The sequence below is a fragment of the Aeromonas sp. Y318-1 genome (assembly GCF_027706125.1).
Lineage (GTDB): Bacteria > Pseudomonadota > Gammaproteobacteria > Enterobacterales > Aeromonadaceae > Aeromonas > Aeromonas hydrophila.
In genome coordinates, this window is the sequence record NZ_JAPDCM010000019.1 from 1 (window position 1) to 16,402 (window position 16,402).

At 61.4% G+C, this 16,402-nt stretch carries 14 protein-coding genes; 8 read left to right on the forward strand and 6 right to left on the reverse strand.

The window, feature by feature from the left end; all coding sequences use genetic code 11:
- Positions 1-168: 168 nt before the first annotated feature.
- Positions 169-501 carry a cupin domain-containing protein gene (locus OKB87_RS21155; RefSeq protein WP_005306245.1) on the reverse strand — a complete coding sequence of 111 codons (333 nt, stop codon included), beginning with the start codon at positions 499-501 and terminating at the stop codon, positions 169-171.
- A gap of 226 nt (positions 502-727) precedes the next feature.
- Between OKB87_RS21155 and OKB87_RS21160 the strand changes: the two genes are divergently transcribed.
- From OKB87_RS21160 to OKB87_RS21180, 5 genes are all read left to right on the forward strand, one after another.
- Positions 728-2,086 carry an NCS2 family permease gene (locus OKB87_RS21160; protein ID WP_270828453.1) on the forward strand — a complete coding sequence of 453 codons (1,359 nt, stop codon included), beginning with the start codon at positions 728-730 and terminating at the stop codon, positions 2,084-2,086.
- Positions 2,087-2,317: 231 nt separating this feature from the next.
- The gene (gene dhaK / locus OKB87_RS21165; protein WP_270828454.1) at positions 2,318-3,388 is read left to right on the forward strand and encodes a dihydroxyacetone kinase subunit DhaK; all 1,071 of its coding nucleotides are present in this window, start codon (positions 2,318-2,320) and stop codon (positions 3,386-3,388) included.
- A 15-nt stretch (positions 3,389-3,403) separates the two neighbouring features.
- Positions 3,404-4,033 carry a dihydroxyacetone kinase subunit DhaL gene (gene dhaL / locus OKB87_RS21170; RefSeq protein WP_016352257.1) on the forward strand — a complete coding sequence of 210 codons (630 nt, stop codon included), beginning with the start codon at positions 3,404-3,406 and terminating at the stop codon, positions 4,031-4,033.
- A 1-nt stretch (position 4,034) separates the two neighbouring features.
- A complete protein-coding gene (gene dhaM / locus OKB87_RS21175) occupies positions 4,035-4,751 on the forward strand; it encodes a dihydroxyacetone kinase phosphoryl donor subunit DhaM (RefSeq protein WP_270828455.1) in 717 nt (238 codons plus the stop codon).
- A gap of 136 nt (positions 4,752-4,887) precedes the next feature.
- Positions 4,888-5,970, forward strand: a complete 1,083-nt coding sequence (locus OKB87_RS21180) for a glycerol dehydrogenase (protein ID WP_270828456.1) — start codon at positions 4,888-4,890, stop codon at positions 5,968-5,970.
- Between the two features lie 95 nt (positions 5,971-6,065).
- Here the strand turns inward: OKB87_RS21180 and dhaR are convergent, their stop codons facing one another.
- The gene (dhaR, locus tag OKB87_RS21185) at positions 6,066-7,976 is read right to left on the reverse strand and encodes a dihydroxyacetone kinase operon transcriptional regulator DhaR (protein WP_252376287.1); all 1,911 of its coding nucleotides are present in this window, start codon (positions 7,974-7,976) and stop codon (positions 6,066-6,068) included.
- 67 nt (positions 7,977-8,043) lie between these two features.
- A complete protein-coding gene (locus tag OKB87_RS21190) occupies positions 8,044-8,937 on the reverse strand; it encodes a LysR family transcriptional regulator (protein ID WP_039215963.1) in 894 nt (297 codons plus the stop codon).
- A gap of 167 nt (positions 8,938-9,104) precedes the next feature.
- Between OKB87_RS21190 and OKB87_RS21195 the strand changes: the two genes are divergently transcribed.
- Both OKB87_RS21195 and OKB87_RS21200 read left to right on the forward strand, forming a co-directional pair.
- Positions 9,105-10,223, forward strand: a complete 1,119-nt coding sequence (locus OKB87_RS21195) for an agmatine deiminase family protein (protein WP_270828457.1) — start codon at positions 9,105-9,107, stop codon at positions 10,221-10,223.
- 392 nt (positions 10,224-10,615) lie between these two features.
- A complete protein-coding gene (locus OKB87_RS21200; RefSeq protein ID WP_270828458.1) occupies positions 10,616-11,791 on the forward strand; it encodes a HEPN domain-containing protein in 1,176 nt (391 codons plus the stop codon).
- A 668-nt stretch (positions 11,792-12,459) separates the two neighbouring features.
- On the opposite strand, the gene ydiK is transcribed toward OKB87_RS21200, so the two are convergent.
- Together ydiK and OKB87_RS21210 are read right to left on the reverse strand one after the other, a co-directional pair.
- Entirely contained in the window at positions 12,460-13,545 is a 1,086-nt protein-coding gene (ydiK, locus tag OKB87_RS21205; protein WP_199796171.1) for an AI-2E family transporter YdiK, read from the reverse strand.
- Positions 13,542-14,921, reverse strand: coding sequence for a bifunctional NUDIX hydrolase/phosphatase PAP2 family protein (locus tag OKB87_RS21210; RefSeq protein WP_270828459.1), 1,380 nt, complete (start codon positions 14,919-14,921; stop codon positions 13,542-13,544). The genes ydiK and OKB87_RS21210 overlap by 4 nt, the downstream gene beginning before the upstream one ends.
- A 197-nt stretch (positions 14,922-15,118) precedes the next feature.
- On the opposite strand from OKB87_RS21210, the gene OKB87_RS21215 reads away from it, so the two are divergent.
- Positions 15,119-15,499 (forward strand): hypothetical protein, encoded by a 381-nt coding sequence (locus tag OKB87_RS21215; RefSeq protein ID WP_016352248.1) that lies wholly within the window; start codon positions 15,119-15,121, stop codon positions 15,497-15,499.
- A 54-nt stretch (positions 15,500-15,553) separates the two neighbouring features.
- Here the strand turns inward: OKB87_RS21215 and OKB87_RS21220 are convergent, their stop codons facing one another.
- Positions 15,554-16,327, reverse strand: a complete 774-nt coding sequence (locus tag OKB87_RS21220; RefSeq protein WP_011707679.1) for a substrate-binding periplasmic protein — start codon at positions 16,325-16,327, stop codon at positions 15,554-15,556.
- Positions 16,328-16,402 lie beyond the last annotated feature (75 nt).

Sequence of the window (16,402 nt, forward strand, 5' to 3'; positions counted from 1 at the left end):
GCGGTAGTTCAGTCGGTTAGAATACCGGCCTGTCACGCCGGGGGTCGCGGGTTCGAGTCCCGTCCGCTCCGCCACTACTCAAGAAGCCCAGTCTAACGACTGGGCTTTTTTTCGTTTCCGACACAGCCATCATTTCCCCCCCGAATAGCCTCTTTTGCCTCACGCGACTCAGTAAAACACGCAGAGCCAGACGGTGGTCATGTCGGGGTGGGTCCATTCCACCCGGTGTTTCTGGCGGGCGGGGATGTTGATGTGGTCGCCCGGGCCCAGCTGTACCAGCTGCTGTTGCTGGGTCTGCGGATCGATGAACAGCAGGCTGGCTTCCCCCTGTACCACCAGGATCCACTCATGCTCATCCTGATCGTACCACTCTCCCGGGGCGGTTTGATGGCCGTGGGAGAGGATGCGTTCGATCCGCAGATGGTTGGTGCTGACCAGATCCTGAAAGAGCTCGGTAGGCAGTGGCGAGGGAATATCGTTCAGCAGATTGCGCGTGTGCATGGGTATCTCTCGTCTGACAGTGCAAGTGGTTCTCTGCAGTATAGGAGCGAGCCTGAGGGGTAAAGGTGAGATCCGTGCCAGGCAGGCAAGCAAATCCGTGTCCGAACGAGAACGATTACGACCATTTTGATGAAAAAGTCAGGGAATTCGCTGCAATTCCGACAAATTCTTGCTATTTTGCGCGCCACGAAAGCAAACGATTTCCTTCACACTTTCAGGACAAGTTATGGCAAAGCAAGATATGGCCGCCCAATCAGGGAACGGCGGCTTTTTGGACTCTTATTTTTCCATTTCTGCGCGCGGCAGCAGCGTGCGCCAGGAGTTGCTGGCCGGGTTGACCACCTTCCTGGCCATGGTTTACAGCATCATAGTGGTGCCGAACATGCTGGGCGCCGCCGGTTTTGAACAGGGACCGGTGTTTGTCGCCACCTGCTTGATCGCCGCCTTCGGCTCTCTGCTGATGGGTCTGTGGGCCAAGCTGCCGATGGCCATCGGTTGCGCCATCTCCCTCACCGCCTTTACCGCCTTCAGCCTGGTGCTGGGGCAGGGGCTGAGCATCCCGGTGGCGCTGGGCGCCATCTTCCTGATGGGTGTTCTGTTCACCCTGATCAGCGTCACCGGCGTGCGTCAGTGGATCCTGGACAACCTGCCCTCCGGCATCGCCCACGGGACCGGCATCGGTATCGGTCTGTTCTTGCTGCTGATCGCCACCAACGGCGTCGGCATGGTGATCAAGAACGAAGGGGCCGGTCTGCCGGTGCAACTGGGTGAAGTGACCGCCTTCCCGGTCATCATGACGGTGCTGGGCCTGGCCGCCATTTTCGGTCTGGAGCGTCGCAAGGTGCCGGGTGGCATCCTGATGGTGATCATCGCCATCTCCATCCTCGGCCTTGTGTTCGACCCGAAAGTGACCTGGCAGGGCTTCTTCGCCATGCCGAGCCTGACTGGCGAGAAGGGCTCCCTGGTGGGCCGCATGGATCTGCTGGGCGCCCTCAATCCGGTGGTGATCCCCACCGTCTTGGCGCTGGTGATGACCGCCGTGTTTGACGCCACCGGCACCATCCGGGCCGTGGCCGGTCAGGCGGGCCTCATCAACGAGCGCGGCCACATCATCAGCGGCGGCAAGGCCCTGACTGCCGACTCCGTCAGCAGCATGGTGGCGGGCGCCGTCGGTGGTGCACCGGCTGCCGTCTACATCGAATCCGCAGCTGGCACCGCCGCCGGTGGCAAGACCGGTCTGACCGCTGCCTTGGTCGGCGTGCTGTTCCTGCTGATGATCTTCCTCTCGCCGTTGAGCTACCTGGTACCTGCCTATGCCACCGCGCCTGCGCTGATGTATGTCGGCCTGCTGATGCTGGGCAACGTCACCAAGCTGGATTTCAACGATTCGGTCGATGCGCTCTCCGGCATGCTGTGCGCCGTCTTTATCGTGCTCACTTGTAACATAGTTACCGGCATCATGCTGGGCTTCGTGGCGCTGGTCGTCGGTCGCCTGTTTGCCGCCGAGTGGAAGAAGCTCAATATCGGTACCGTGATCATCGCCGTGGCACTGGTGATCTTCTATGCCGGTGGTTGGGCCATCTAAGGCTCCCGGTTTACGTGAAGGGCTCCTGCGGGGGCCCTTTTTGTTGGCTGTGAGACGGCTAACAGTTTTCCTCATATTGGCTCCGCGTTGTTTCAGATTGAAACGCCGACCAGCCTTCTGCTGTTTCAAATCCGAACCAAACTCCCGGTTATTTTTATCCTGTTTTCTGCCGTTAGACTGGCTCCATCAACCATCTGCCTACCCGTGTGGTGGCAAGCCAAGGAGTGAGCCATGAAGAAACTGATCAATGCCGTCGATGCCGTGGTCCGTGAACAACTGATGGGGATGGCAGCCGCCCACCCCGAGCTCAAGGTCCGTATCGAGCCACACTACATCACCCGTGCCGACTCCCCCGTGATGGGCAAGGTGGCGCTGGTCTCCGGTGGTGGCAGCGGCCACGAGCCGATGCACGGCGGTCTGGTGGGCAAGGGGATGCTGGATGGTGCCTGCCCCGGCGAGATCTTTACCTCGCCGACCCCGGATCAGATGTATGAGTGCGGCCAGGCGGTCGACGGCGGCGCCGGCGTGCTGTTTCTGGTGAAGAACTACACCGGGGACGTGCTCAACTTCGAGACCGCGGTCGAGCTGCTGCACGGGGACGGGGTCAAGGTGGGTTTTGCCCTGATCGATGACGATGTGGCGGTCAAAGACAGCCTCTATACCGCCGGCCGTCGCGGTGTCGCCACGACCGTGCTGTGCGAGAAGCTGGTCGGTGCCGCCGCCGAGGCAGGCCACGATCTGGCGCGCTGCGAGGCGCTGGCCCGCCGCATCAACAACCAGAGCCGCACCATAGGCGTTGCTACCCACGCCTGTACCGTGCCGGCTGCCGGCAAGCCCTCCTTTACCCTGGCGGACAACGAGATGGAGTTCGGCGTCGGCATCCATGGCGAGCCGGGCATAGCGCGCCGTCCCTTCACCAATCTCGACACCCTGGTGGGTGACATGTTCAATGAACTGGCGGACAACACTCCCTATGGCCGTACCCTGCGTCACTGGGACAGAGCCTCCGGCAGCTGGCAGGAGGAGCACACCTTCATCGAACCGTTCAACAAGGGCGATCGCGTCATCGCACTGGTCAACAGCCTGGGCGGTACCCCGATCTCCGAGCTCTACGGCGTCTATGGTCGACTCGCCACCCTGTGCGAAGAGGCGGGCATCCATCTGGTGCGCAACCTGATCGGCCCCTACTGCACCTCCCTCGACATGACCGGCATCTCCATCACCCTGCTCAAGGTGGATGACGAGCTGATGACCCTGTGGGATGCCCCCGTTCACACCCCGGCCTTGCGCCGCGGCTGCTAAGGAGCCCTCATTCCCATGCTAAGCAAACATCAGATCGTCAACTGGCTGCTCGACTGCGAGCATATCTTCACCGAGCAGCGTGACTACCTCACGGCGCTGGATACCGATATCGGCGACGGCGACCACGGCCTCAACATGCAGCGCGGCTTTACCAAGGTGGCCGAAAAGCTGCCGGCAGTGGCGGACAAGGACATCGGCCAGGTACTGAAAACCACCGGCATGACCCTGCTCTCCTCGGTCGGCGGCGCCAGCGGCCCGCTCTACGGCACCTTCTTCATCCGGGCCGCGGCCAGCAGCGATGCCTGCCAGAGCCTGACCCTCGGCCAGCTCGGCAAGATGCTGAGCGACGGGGTGGAGGGGATCGTCTCGCGCGGTCGCGCCGAGCCGGGTGACAAGACCATGTGCGACGCCTGGTGGCCGGCACTCGCCGCCCTGCAGCAGGCGGAGCAACAAGGCTTGCCGCTGCCCGAGGCACTGGACAAGGCGGTGGCGGCCGCCGCCGCCGGCACCGAGGCCACCATCCAGATGCAGGCCCGCAAGGGGCGTGCCAGCTATCTTGGCGAGCGCAGCATCGGCCATCAGGATGCCGGGGCCACCTCGACCCTACTGCTGCTGACCGCCCTGCGTGACAGAGCGAGGTTGTGACATGATCGGAATCGTAGTGGTCTCTCACAGCGCCATGTTGGCAGCCGGCTTGAAAGCGCTGGCCGACCAGCTGGGCAGCCCGGCGAAACTGTTGCTGGCGGCCGGGGTCGATGACCCCGACCATCCCATCGGCACCGACGCCATCGCGGTGATGAGTGCGATTGAAGAAGCGGACGACGGCAGCGGCGTGCTGGTACTGATGGATCTGGGCAGCGCCCTGCTCAGCGCCGAGACCGCACTCGAGCTGTTGCCCCCGCAGCTGAGTGCCCGGGTGCGGCTCTGCCCCGCGCCGCTGGTCGAGGGTACCCTTGCCGCCGTGGTGGCGGCCGGATCCGGTCTGACGCTGGACGAGGTCGCCGCCGAGGCGCTCAGCGCGCTGGGCCCGAAACAGGCGATGCTGCCGGGCAAGGCGGTACCACAGGATGTGGAGGCCGCTCCTGCCCCTGACGACGGCTGGCTGCGCTGCGAGGTGGTGGTGGACAATCCCCACGGCCTGCACGTGCGCCCTGCCGCCCGCCTGGTGGCGGCACTCAAGCCTTTTGCCGCAGAACTCAGGCTGCAAAAAGAGGATAAAGAGGCCAACCCCCGCAGCCTGACCCGGCTCACCATGCTCAACGTGCGCCAGGGTGACCGGCTCACCCTGCTGGCGCGCGGGGAGGATGCCGAGACCGCCTTGGCCTGCTTCCAGCAGCTGGCTGCGGAGCGCTTCGGCGACTGACGCCACTGTTTCAAGGGGCTGCACTCGCTCGCTGAGCCTGTGCAGCACCACTGTTGTGCAAGTAAAGACGAAGGAGTCCCCGGCACTGCCGCCCCTTCGCCCCGATTCTTAATTCATAAAGAGAGAGGGATAAAATATGGACCGCATTATCATCAGCCCCAGCAAATACGTGCAAGGCAACGGGGCCCTCGCCAATATCGGCAACTACGTCAAGGCGCTCGGCAGCAAGCCGCTTATTCTGGCTGACGCCTTCGTCACCAAGCTGGTAGGCGATACCGTTGCCACCAGCTTCCACGGCGCGGGGATCAAGCCGGAGTTCGACTGCTTCAACGGTGAGTGCTCCCGCCCCGAGATCGACCGTCTGCTGGCCCGCTGCAAGCAGACCCCGTTTGACGTCATCATCGGCATCGGCGGCGGCAAGACGCTGGATACCGCCAAGTCGGTCGCCTTCTACCAGAAGGTGCCGGTGGTCATAGTGCCCACCATCGCCTCCACCGATGCCCCCACCAGCGCGCTGGCGGTCATCTACACCCCGGAAGGGCAGTTCAGCGAATACCTGATGATCCCGACCAACCCCAACATGGTCATCATGGATACCGGCGTGGTCTCCCGCGCCCCGGTGCGGCTGCTGGTCTCCGGCATGGGGGATGCGCTCTCCACCTACTTCGAGGCGCGCGCCAACAAGGTGTCCGGTTGCCAGACCATGGCCGGTGGCGCCTCCACGCTGGCGGCGCAGGCCATCGCCGAGCTCTGCTACAAGACCCTGCTGGCCGATGGCTACAAGGCCAAGCTGGCGGTAGAGCAGGGGCTCTGCACCAAGGCGGTGGAGAACATCATCGAGGCCAACACCTATCTGAGCGGTATCGGCTTCGAGAGCAGCGGTCTGGCCGCCGCCCACGCCGTTCACAACGGCCTGACCCAGCTGGCCGAGTGTCATCACCTCTATCACGGTGAGAAAGTGGCGTTCGGTACCCTGGTGCAGCTGGTGCTGGAGAATGCGCCGATGGCGGAGATCGAAACCGTGCTGGGTTTCTGCCGCTCGATCGGCCTGCCCACCAACCTGCATATGATGGGGGTCAAGGAGCTGGACATGGCGCGCCTGATGGACGTGGCCAAGGCCTCCACCGCGGAAGGGGAGACCATCCACAACATGCCGTTCAAGGTCACCGCCGAGGATGTGCTGGCGGCCATCGTCACCGCCCACCAGCTGGGGCTGTAACCGCGCCACGGCTGACCTTGCCATATAAAAACGGCCCCGCATCTGCGGGGCCTTTTCGTTTTCAGCGGGCCTGTTGGCGACAGCTCGGGCCGGCGTCAGCCGTGATAGTCGGCGGGATCGATCTCGAGCAGCTTCAGCCGTCGCCAGAGGGTGGTGCGGCCGATCCCCAGTTGTTGGGCCATCTGGCTGACCTGCCCCTTGCAGGCGTGGGCGCAGCGCAGGATGGCCTGATGCTCCAGCTCCGCCAGAGTGAGCAGCGGTTGTCCCACCACCTCGTCCGCTACCAGTTGATGGCCGTGGCGAATGGCGGCCGGCAGCGCCTCGGGCGGGATCTGCGATTGGCTGGAGTGAAGCAGGGCATGCTCGATGGCACTGCGCAGCTCTCCCAGGTTGCCGGGCCAGGGGTAGGCGAGCAGGCAGTCGAGGGCCGCCGGGCTGAACTGGCGCCCCGGCTCGCGTCCCTGCGCCCCCAGCTGCTGGCTGATGAGGCCGGGCAGATCCGCAGTGCGCTCGCGCAGGCTCGGCAGCCACAGCTCGCATGCTTGCAGCGCATAGAGCAGCTGACGCCCGAAGTGCCCCTCCTGCACCTTCTGCTCCAGCGCGGCGCTGCTGGTAGCGATGATCCGTACCTTGAGCGGCAGAATGCGGGCCGAGTCGAAGCGCTGGAGGCGGCCGGTCTTGAGCAGTTGCAGCAGCGCCGCCTGCATGGGTGAGGAGAGGCACTCCACCTGCTCCAGCACCAGGGTGCCGCCGTGGGCCAGTTCGAACTTGCCGGCCCGCTCCTGTCCCGCTTCGTCGGAGCCCATCAGCTCCAGCGCCATCCGCTCGCTCGGCAGCGCCTGGCAGTTGAGGGTGACGAGCGGGCCGGCAGCCTGCTCGCTGCCGAAGTGGATCGCCTCCGCCAGCTGGGCCTTGCCCACCTCCTCCTCGCCGCGCAGCAGGATGGGGCCCGGGCTTTGGGCCGCCTGCCTGGCGTAACGCAGCAGCTTGCGCATGGCGCTCGATTCCCCCACCAGCGCCGAGAGCTCGGGCACTGTCTGGCGCAGCTGATGGATGGCCCGCAGCCGATCGACCGGGTGCAGCAGCACGATAAAGCTGACGCCGTCCGGCCCGGGCAGCGGCTTGAGGCTCACCAGCGCACTGATGAACTCCGCCTCCTGCCCGCCCACCCGCTCCAGCGTTACCTCCACATGGCTCAGGGTGGTCTGCCCCTTGATGGCGAGCTGCAGCCGCTGGGGCAGCAGCAGGTGCTGCTCCAGCGGCTGGCCGAGGCAGAGATCCGGGTCGAGCCGCAGCCGCCTGGCCGCCAGGGCGTTGAGGTAGCGCAGCCTACCCTGCGGGTCCCAGGCCAGCACGCCGTCATCCATGCCGTCGAGCAGGGCGTAGAGCTCGCTCAGGTGGTGCTGGGACTCCTGCATCAGGGTCTCCATCTGCAGCAGGTGGGCCAGCTCGCGCCCGGCGCTGACGGTGAGCGCCAGATCGCCGGCGCTCGCCTCTTCCACCTTGCAGGTCAGCGCCATGATGGCGACCTGACGGCCGTTGCTGTTGTAGACCGGGCTGGCACAGCAGTGCCAGGGATGGAGGGTCTGGTTGAAGTGCTGGGTACCGCTGATGCAGAGCGGCATCCCCTCCAGCGCAGCCAGGTTGATGGCATTGGTGCCGATGCGCCCCTCGCTGAAAAAGGCGCCGGGGCCGAAGCCGAGTGTTTCCAGCTCCGCCAGGGTGTCGGGGTGGCCGGTGCGCGCCAGCAGGCAGCCGCTCTCGTCGGTGAGCAGCAGGGCGCAGGGGCGCCCCTCCATGAATTCGTAGAGATCCTCGAGCGCCATCTCGCCAGTGGTGAGCAGGTCGCGCTTGCGCTGGCGCAGGCTCTGCAAGGTCTGCCCCTTGGCGCTGTGGGGCGGATGCCAGAGGGTGGCGCTGGTCTGGTGGGCGCAGCGCAGCCAGGAGGCTTGCAGATAGTCAGGCCAGGCCCGGGCTGGCGGCATGGAGGCGGACAGGATGGTCACGACAAGATCCGGCAAAGAGACGAACGCCCATTTAACCACCCTTGCCGGCCCGATTCAGTGACCTGCCTCAGAGGGATGGCAAACCATCCGCGGCGGGAGCGGGGTCGGCAAACTGCAACTCAAGCCAGCGGCAGAAGGCGCGACACTCCGGCATGGTCTCGCTCTCCTGATGAACCAGCAGATGCCACTGCGGCCCCTTGACCCTGTGGGTGGAGAGCGGCAACAGCTGCCCCTGCTGACGAGCGGGACGGGAGAGCCGCTCGCTCACCAGGGCGATGCCGAGCCCCTGACAGGCGGCGTCCAGCAAGAGGCCGGGATCGGAGAAGTTGAGCCCCCGGGTCTGCAGCTGCAGATCCTCTCCACCCTTGAGGGTCCAGTGGTGCCAGTCCAGCTCCCGCTCTCCGTGCAGGGTGGTGCGCTCTGCCACAGGTAGCGCCAGCACGGCGGGGGCCGCCACCGGCAGCAGGTGGTCTGCCAGCAGCAGCTGGTGGCGGCACTCGGCCTGGGGAGCCAGCTCCCAGCGCAGGGCGAGATCGATGGTCTGTTCGGCCATGTCGGGCTCTTCGTCACTGGTGAACAGCCAGAGGTCGACCTCGGGATGGGCGCGATGAAACGCCCCCAGCCGCGGCAGCAGCCAGTGGCGGGCGAGGGCGGTGCTGGTGTTGAGCACCAGCTGGTTGGGCTTGCGATACTGCTCCAGCCGCTGGATCCCCATCGCCAGCTGCAGCAGCACGCTCTGGGTGGTCTCCAGCAGATCCTGCCCCGCATCGGTGAGGGTGACCGAGCGCCCCTGCCGGTGAAACAGTGGCTGGCCCAGCAGCTCCTCCAGCGAGCGGATCTGCTGGCTGATGGCGGACTGGGTCAGGTGCAGCTCCTGCGCCGCCTGATGAAAACTGCCGAGCCGGGCCGCAGCCTCAAAACCCCGCAGCACGTTGAGCGGGGGCCACTGCTTGAACACCATTGATTAGCTCCACTTATCACTTTTACGGAAAATTGATCGTTTGTTCGCCATCCATGCAGCAGATAGTCTATTACTCAGCGTGATTCGATTAACAGCGCTTGTTTTTGATCCCCCTTTTGTTGGGCCAGGACGCTCAGTTTCTAGCCCGTTTTCACAGGAGTCATCTCATGTCATCCCGTCGCCATGTTCTGAAACAGCTGGCCGCCCTCGGCGCCTTGGTCGGGCTGGGTACCCTGCCAAGGGCCCAGGCCGCCGCAACCGTCGCCAGCCCGGCAGCGGCCCGCTTCTACATGCCGGAAGAGTCGACGTTTCAGACCCTGGTCTGGGTTGCCTTTGCCGCCAGCGAGGCCATCTGGGGCAGCGACTATCCGGCGGTGCAGGCCACCATAGGCCGGCTGGTGCAGGCCATGGTGCCTTATACCCAGGTGAACGTGCTCTGCCGCGAAGCCGAACAGGCGCTGGCCCGCCAGCTCTGCGGCGAGCAGAACACCCGCTTTGTCGTCGCCGAGCTGGACGACATCTGGCTACGGGATACCGGCGGGGTCTTCGTCCAGAACGGCGAAGGGGAGCTGGGGCTGGTGGATTTCAACTTCAACGGCTGGGGCGACAAGCAGGAGCACGAACAGGATGCGGGGGTAGCCGAGCTGGTAAGCAAGCAGGCGGATGCTCACTATCTGCAAAGCAAGCTGACTGGCGAGGGGGGCGGCATCGAGGTGGATGGCAACGGCACCGCCATCCTGACCGAGAGCTGCTGGCTCAACAGCAACCGCAATCCGGGGGTGAGCAAGGCGCAACTGGAGGCGGAGCTGAAAGCCAATCTGGGGCTGCGCAAAATCATCTGGCTGCCGGGCATCAAGGGCAAGGACATCACAGATGCCCACGTCGACTTCTACGCCCGCTTTGTCCGCCCCGGGGTGGTGGTGGTCAATCTGGACAACGATCCGGAGTCCCACGACTACGAGGTGACCCGCCAGCATATGGCCATCCTCAAGCAGGCCACCGATGCCGACGGCAACAAGCTGGAGCTGCATGTGCTGCCGCCCCCGCTCGATGGGCGGGACAACCGTTTTAGCCGCAGCCGCGACTTCGCCGCCGGTTATATCAACTATCTGCCGCTCAATGGTGCGGTGATCGCCCCCGAGTTTGGCGACAAGGCCGCTGATAGCTACTGCCACGAGCTGCTGACCCGCCTCTACCCCGGCCGCGACATCGTGCAGATCAATATCGATCCGGTCGCCGCCGGTGGCGGCGGTATTCACTGCATCACCCTCCACCAGCCCGCCTGACCCTCCCCTACCCACTGATAACCCGGGGCGTTGCCACGCCCCGGGTTATTTATCCACGCCTATTTCTGTTGACCACAAGCCCCTGACTTGTCGCTGTTACGTTTCCAGGTCCCTGATGTAATATGATTTGTAACTTGGATCACACTCCTGACTAGTTCAAGAAGGGAAGGTTGAGTGGCACTTTCCATTGCTGCCCCTTGAGTGTATTTTGGCTCAGCCCTAAAGCTGCCCCTAATAAGAGGGTTGAAGGCATCCGTTACGTATCAGAAATACGTCAAAAAATGATGGTTTAAAATTAATCCTCGGGATATCTTGTCTTAAAAGAACATAGAAAAGCCATAGGATTGCTAGTACCACCTTCCATCTGATTAGATTTAAATCACGGGGGTAATTTGAAATACACAGGTTCGTTTTGGTCATTTAGTTCACCTTATAAAAAGGTTCTTTGTACTTTAGAGATCACAGATGATGGTGAAGCAAAATTATTTTCTTTTGAGCCATTTTCAAACAATGACGCTGTTTATGAAGAAAATATATACTCTGAATTGGAATTAAGTCGTTACATAAGTATACTTAAGCCATTCTATAGAACGAAAAAACAACGGGATGAGTGCACTCTAGGTGCACACATAGTTTTTGTTGGTGGCAGCACAGTCCATCAAATTGAAGATGTGAAAATAAGACATTTTTGCTGTGACCTAGGGAATGCGTCCGACTTTTTCTTTGAAAATAGATTTTTTGAGTCTAATGGTTATCGAACACCGCCCAAGAAAGAGATTGCATTCAATTCAAAACTTGGATGGTCAGCAAAACTTTCTTTCACCTCTCAGAATAGTGTGTGTAGACTGCGAATATCTAACACACTCCCCGAAACATTAGATTTTTATCAAAACGTAGCACATAAGATTTGTACTTTTCTATCATTTTCAATAGGTGACATTGTATATACTAAGAATATAAGTTTGGTCGATGTCAGAAATAAATATTTTAATGTACATTACACCCCATCTTTTAGTCCAAGAAAGAAAAACAGTAAAAGAAAAGCGCTTTTCCTGTATGGCCTTGACTTAGAAGATAAATTTACAAAGTGGTGTGAGTTGTGCGATTCATCTGAAGAGATATTAAGGCTATATTTTTTACCAATGCTTACTGAATTGGATCAAACAACTTACTTTATTCTTCGCGCTCAGTTTTTGGAGGCATTTCATAGAAAGGTCACTGGAAATAATAAATTGTCTTTTCAAAAAAGAATTTTATCCATACTGAACAACCGAGAATACAGTAGATATCTGCCAATCAAGGGTAGCAGACGCCAAAAACTAAAGGACTTATCTATAGAGATTAAGGATATAAGGAATTACTACACTCACTACAATGAAAATGACAGATACAAAAAACCCAATGGAAAAGATTTGTTTTTTATAAACTTGAAGGTGAGACTTATATCGCAACTATATCTAATGGATTACTTTGGCTTCAAATCAACAGATTTCAACGAAATTAGGGATATCATTATAACTGACAAGTACAATAGGTTGTCAATTATTGAGAAATATACCAAAAGTTAGTTGCTTTTTAACAACTATGTGGAAGCATTTATTAAATGCTTTGGTTATATGTGGCAAGTGGCCGGCCCGTAGGTTCGATTAGCCGTCAGGCGTAATCGGACGTTCGCGTAAAGCAATTCCCCCCGCTATAACGGCCATCCATATTTCTCTTCTGCCAGATGCCGCTGATTCACGGAAATACCGGAACGGCGGCACTTCGATCATCCCATTACGCTTCGCTAATCGAACCTGCGTGGGACGGTAACATACGGGTTAGCGCGGATCGGCCATTGCCTGTGGCAGGCTTATAACGGGCCAAATAGTGGCTTGGGGGCTGGACAGGCGTCGGTATAAGCAAAAATTGGGTCATTTAACACAAACCCATAAATTCAGCTTATACAACTTGTCCGGTCTGCTTTGCCGCCATAAGTTACCCGTATTCCCCCTCTGACGGGTCACCGCTGACTTATGGACAGAACCGGAACAGCGGCATCTCGAGTGTCCGATTACGCTTCGCTAATCGAACCTACATGAGACGGTCATATATGGGATATGGAGGTTGGCAAGGATCAACCAATCTGACTCGATCGCCATAAACCACGATCACCACAAACAAAAGAACCGCCCAGTTCACACCGGGCGGCTCTTTGCATCATAGATGGAGACTGAATCGTCTTGTTACCGAACCATCACTCGGCCTTGGGCGCTTCAACCGCAGCAGTCGCCGGTTGGTCATCTTCCTTGATCCAGGCATCCAGCAGGGTGTAGCCCACCGCCAGCACCACAGGGCCGATAAAGAGGCCGATGATCCCCATCGCCAGCAAGCCGCCGATAACCCCCACCAGGATGAGAATGAGCGGCAGGTCGGCGCCGCGCTTGATCAGGAAGGGGCGCAGGAAGTTGTCCATGGTGCCTGCCAGCAGCGACCAGACCAGCAGGAAGGTTCCCCAGGTGGTATCGCCGCTCCAGTAGAGGTAGCCGACACAGGCCAGCAGCACCGGAAAGGGGCCGATCTGGGCGACGATCAGCAGGAACATCACCACCACCAGGATCATGGTGTAGGGGATGCCGGCAATCAGCAGGCCCAGCCCTGCCACCGAGGACTGCACCAGCGCGGTCACCACGACCCCCATGGCCACGGCGCGGATCGCCTGTGACGCGAGCACGGTGGCGTTGTCGCCGCGCTCGCCGGCCAGCCGGTGGGCGAAACGGCGAATGCCGGTCGCCACCACTTCACCCGAGTGGTAGAGCAGGCCGCAGATGCCGACGGTCAGCAGGAAGTGGACGAACAGCAGCCCCAGGTTGCCTGCCTGGGAGGCGAGCCAGCGGGCTGTCTGGCCAAAATAGGGGGCCAGCTTGGCGAACAGTACCTGGCCACCGCTCGCCAGGATCTGCTGCCAGAAGTCGTAGAGCTTGCCGCCCACCAGCGGCACCTGCTGCAGCCAGAGCAGCTCGGGCGGCGGGGAGTGGCTGATGGTGGTGCCGAGCTCGATCAGCATGGGGGCCTTCTCTGCCACGTTGGCCAGCGCCATGAACAGCGGGATGACGAACATCAGCAGCAGTACCAGGGTCATGCTGAGGGCCGCCAGGGCGCGCTTGCCCCACAGCAGGCGCTGCACCATCAGCATCAGCGGCCAGGTGGCGATGGTGATCATGGTGGCCCACACCAGGGCGGGCAGGAAGGGGCGCAGCACCATGAAGCAGGAGACGATGAGGAGGCTGAGGAACAGCACTCCCAGGGTTATCTTGGCCAAATCCACTTTTTTCATATTCATAGCAATCCCTTGTCAGGGCCTGGGCCCTTGGGTAGCGGGTCATTATTCACGAGTGAGAGTATCCACCAGAGGCCGGCGCTCAACCAGAGCCCCAGGCAACAATAAAGCAGCCACTGGCCGAGCAGGATAAGCCAGGAGCTGGTCAGCCAGAGCGGCAGCACCCACCAGAGCGCCCCCAGCGGCAGGCCGCCGAGCAGCGCCAGCAGCGGGGTGCGCCAGCCAGTCTGCACCGTGCGCGGCAGCGGCAACATCATGCCGAGGGTCAGCCCCAGACTGAAGGTGGCCAGGCCCGCCAGCGCCGAGGATTGGCTCCACCCGGCTGCCAGCGCGCAGGCGAGGGTAAGCCCGGCCCAGCTCCACTGCTTGGCCGCCAGGTTGGCGAGGCGGGGATGCAGGGCCAGCAGCAGGGCGCCAAGCAGCAGGCCTGCCGCCACATCCGACAGGAAGTGAACCCCGAGCCAGACCCGGGCCAGCCCGGTCAGGGTGGCCAGCAGCAGAGCCTGGGTGGCACTGCGCCAGGGGGTGGCGGGCCAGCACCCTCTGAGCAGCACGCCCCAGAACAGCAGCGCCGAGGCGGCGTGACCGCTCGGCATGCCGAAGCCCTGGGCGCTGCCTTGTGCCAGCGCGGGATCGAGGTGGAAGGGTCTGGGCCAGCCAATTCCCTCCTTGGCCACCTGCACCAGCAGGGTGAGGGTCAGCATGGCCAGCAGCAGCTGGCGCACCCGGGGCCAGCCCAGCCAGGGCAGCAGCAAGGGTAGCAGGGCAAGCTGAAAGGCGGCTGAACCGAACAGGTTGCTGACCTCGAGCCAGTGCACCTGGGCACCGAGCCAGGTCTGCAGCTGGTGGATCAGCGGCACTTCCATGCGGTGCAGTGCATTGCCCTCGCCACGAAAATCGGGCTGCCACTGCACTGGGCTGTCGGGAATGGTGGCCAGTTGGGGGGTCAGCCAGTCGAGCTGCGCCGGAAAACGGCGCTGATCATCCGGCAACCGGGCCGGAGCGATCAGCCTGGCATTGAGGATCTCGCCGCCCAGATTGGGGGCCCGCAGCAGAGAGACAAAGCCGGAACCGGTCTGTGCGCGAATGGGTTCCAGGGTCTGGCAGGCAAACAGCAGGGCGCGCTGCCATGACCCCAGCTCGGCGATGACCCGGCCCCGCAGGCCGGTCTCTTCATACAGCTCCCGCAGCGCCGCCTGCTGCGGCGTCTCGCCCGCGTCTATGTAGCCGCCGGTCAGGCTGTAGCGGGACGAGACCCTGTCCTGTACCAGCAACAGCTGTTGTTGATGTTTGACGACGCAGACGGCAGCGCCTGGCGCGGCCAGGGCGGGCAATCCCGCCAGCAGGAGACAGAACAGCAAAAAACAGTAGCGCGACATGACCGCCTGACGAGTGAGGGAGAATGGGCACAAGCGTCACAGAAATCAGATAGTTGGGCAATGGTTTCCGGTCGGGCGGCCCTACTTGGGGTAGCCTGGCGAGGGGCCGGCCGGCTGCGCAAGGATTGCCGTGGGGAGAGGCAGTCCCTAGTATTGGCAGCTATGTTATTTTCATGCAGCAAACCTTGGGACCTTCCATGAAACAGTTTGGCTTTTTTCTGGGTATCGCCATCGGCGTCATCCTGATCCTGTTCGGCAGCATCGTCATCTTCCAGGCCCTGCCTGCCGCGCTGGACGTGCTGGAGATGCCGAGCCGCATCCCCTTCGTGCGCGAGGTTTACACCTGGCTGATGACCAGCGCCAGCGGCCTGACCGGCCAGCTGGAGCAGAACTTCCTGGAGGCGTTCCAGACCGTGCTCAAGCTGATCCTGCTCATCACCTTCATGTGGGTCTGCGTCAAGCTGGTCAACATGGGGGTCTTGATCATCCGTGCCGGGGTGGACCTCATCCGCACCGCCATCGAGCACAGCGAAAGTGCCCAGCCCAAGAAGTCCGATCACGACCACCACTTCCAGTGAGCGGATCGCACCATGAAACAGGCCACCTTCGGGTGGCCTGTTTGCATCCTGGGTTTATTCGATCGTGGGCAAGTGATCCGCCGGCGGTGACTGCACCACATCCTGATAGCGGGCGATCAGCCGCTTGAAGGCCTCCCCCTGTCTGACCTTGTCGAGCGCCTGCTGCAGGCGGGCGACCTGCTGTTTGTCCGCCGCCGGATTGAAGGCGAAGCAGTTGTCCTGATCCGCCAGGGTGGCGACGGTGACGAAGGTATCGGACGAAAAGCCGAGCTGCCTTGCCTGGTGGAACAGCATGACTTCATTGCCGGCCACCAGATCGGTACGGGCCATGATGAGCTGGCGCACCACCTGATCCATGCGCTCCACCGACATCAGGTTGGCGGGGCTGATACCCCGGTTGAGCAGCAGCTGTTCCCCTACGTCCGCCTGCATGACCCCGATCTGCAGCTTGGTCAGATCGGCCTTGCCGGTCACCTTGGGGGCATCCCGCTTGCGCCCTACCAGCGAGACCCGCGAATGGCTGATGGGGCAGACCCAGAGAAAGTGCGGATCCCGCGCCTGGGTGTGGGCCGTGGTAAACAGCACCGCATCCGGCTGCTGGGTCAGCAGGTACCAGGCCTTGGCCCAGGGCATGAAGTGGATGGGCTGCTCCGGTTCGCCCATCTCCTGCCACATCAGCCTCAGCAGTTCCACTGCCAGGCCGGTGCTGTTGCCCTGCTCATCCTGGCCGTTGAACGGCATGTTCTGCTCGGAGTAATAGGTGAACGCCGAGGCGGGCAGGGCTGTGCCAAGACAGCAGCAGATCATCAGGCTGAGCAGACGCGACATGGCAGCACTCCTTGCAACAAATCGTCCTTCCAGTTTAGGGGGCTATGTCGAGAAGTTCATGATTTCCCGCGCGCC

What these genes read in the sequence shown, in the direction of transcription:
- OKB87_RS21155 (WP_005306245.1), bottom strand. Translation starts at nt 501, where the DNA reads ATGCACACGCGCAATCTGCTGAACGATATTCCCTCGCCACTGCCTACC.
- OKB87_RS21160 (WP_270828453.1), top strand. Translation starts at nt 728, where the DNA reads ATGGCAAAGCAAGATATGGCCGCCCAATCAGGGAACGGCGGCTTTTTG.
- dhaK (WP_270828454.1), top strand. Translation starts at nt 2,318, where the DNA reads ATGAAGAAACTGATCAATGCCGTCGATGCCGTGGTCCGTGAACAACTG.
- dhaL (WP_016352257.1), top strand. Translation starts at nt 3,404, where the DNA reads ATGCTAAGCAAACATCAGATCGTCAACTGGCTGCTCGACTGCGAGCAT.
- dhaM (WP_270828455.1), top strand. Translation starts at nt 4,035, where the DNA reads ATGATCGGAATCGTAGTGGTCTCTCACAGCGCCATGTTGGCAGCCGGC.
- OKB87_RS21180 (WP_270828456.1), top strand. Translation starts at nt 4,888, where the DNA reads ATGGACCGCATTATCATCAGCCCCAGCAAATACGTGCAAGGCAACGGG.
- OKB87_RS21190 (WP_039215963.1), bottom strand. Translation starts at nt 8,937, where the DNA reads ATGGTGTTCAAGCAGTGGCCCCCGCTCAACGTGCTGCGGGGTTTTGAG.
- OKB87_RS21195 (WP_270828457.1), top strand. Translation starts at nt 9,105, where the DNA reads ATGTCATCCCGTCGCCATGTTCTGAAACAGCTGGCCGCCCTCGGCGCC.
- ydiK (WP_199796171.1), bottom strand. Translation starts at nt 13,545, where the DNA reads ATGAATATGAAAAAAGTGGATTTGGCCAAGATAACCCTGGGAGTGCTG.
- OKB87_RS21210 (WP_270828459.1), bottom strand. Translation starts at nt 14,921, where the DNA reads ATGTCGCGCTACTGTTTTTTGCTGTTCTGTCTCCTGCTGGCGGGATTG.
- OKB87_RS21215 (WP_016352248.1), top strand. Translation starts at nt 15,119, where the DNA reads ATGAAACAGTTTGGCTTTTTTCTGGGTATCGCCATCGGCGTCATCCTG.
- OKB87_RS21220 (WP_011707679.1), bottom strand. Translation starts at nt 16,327, where the DNA reads ATGTCGCGTCTGCTCAGCCTGATGATCTGCTGCTGTCTTGGCACAGCC.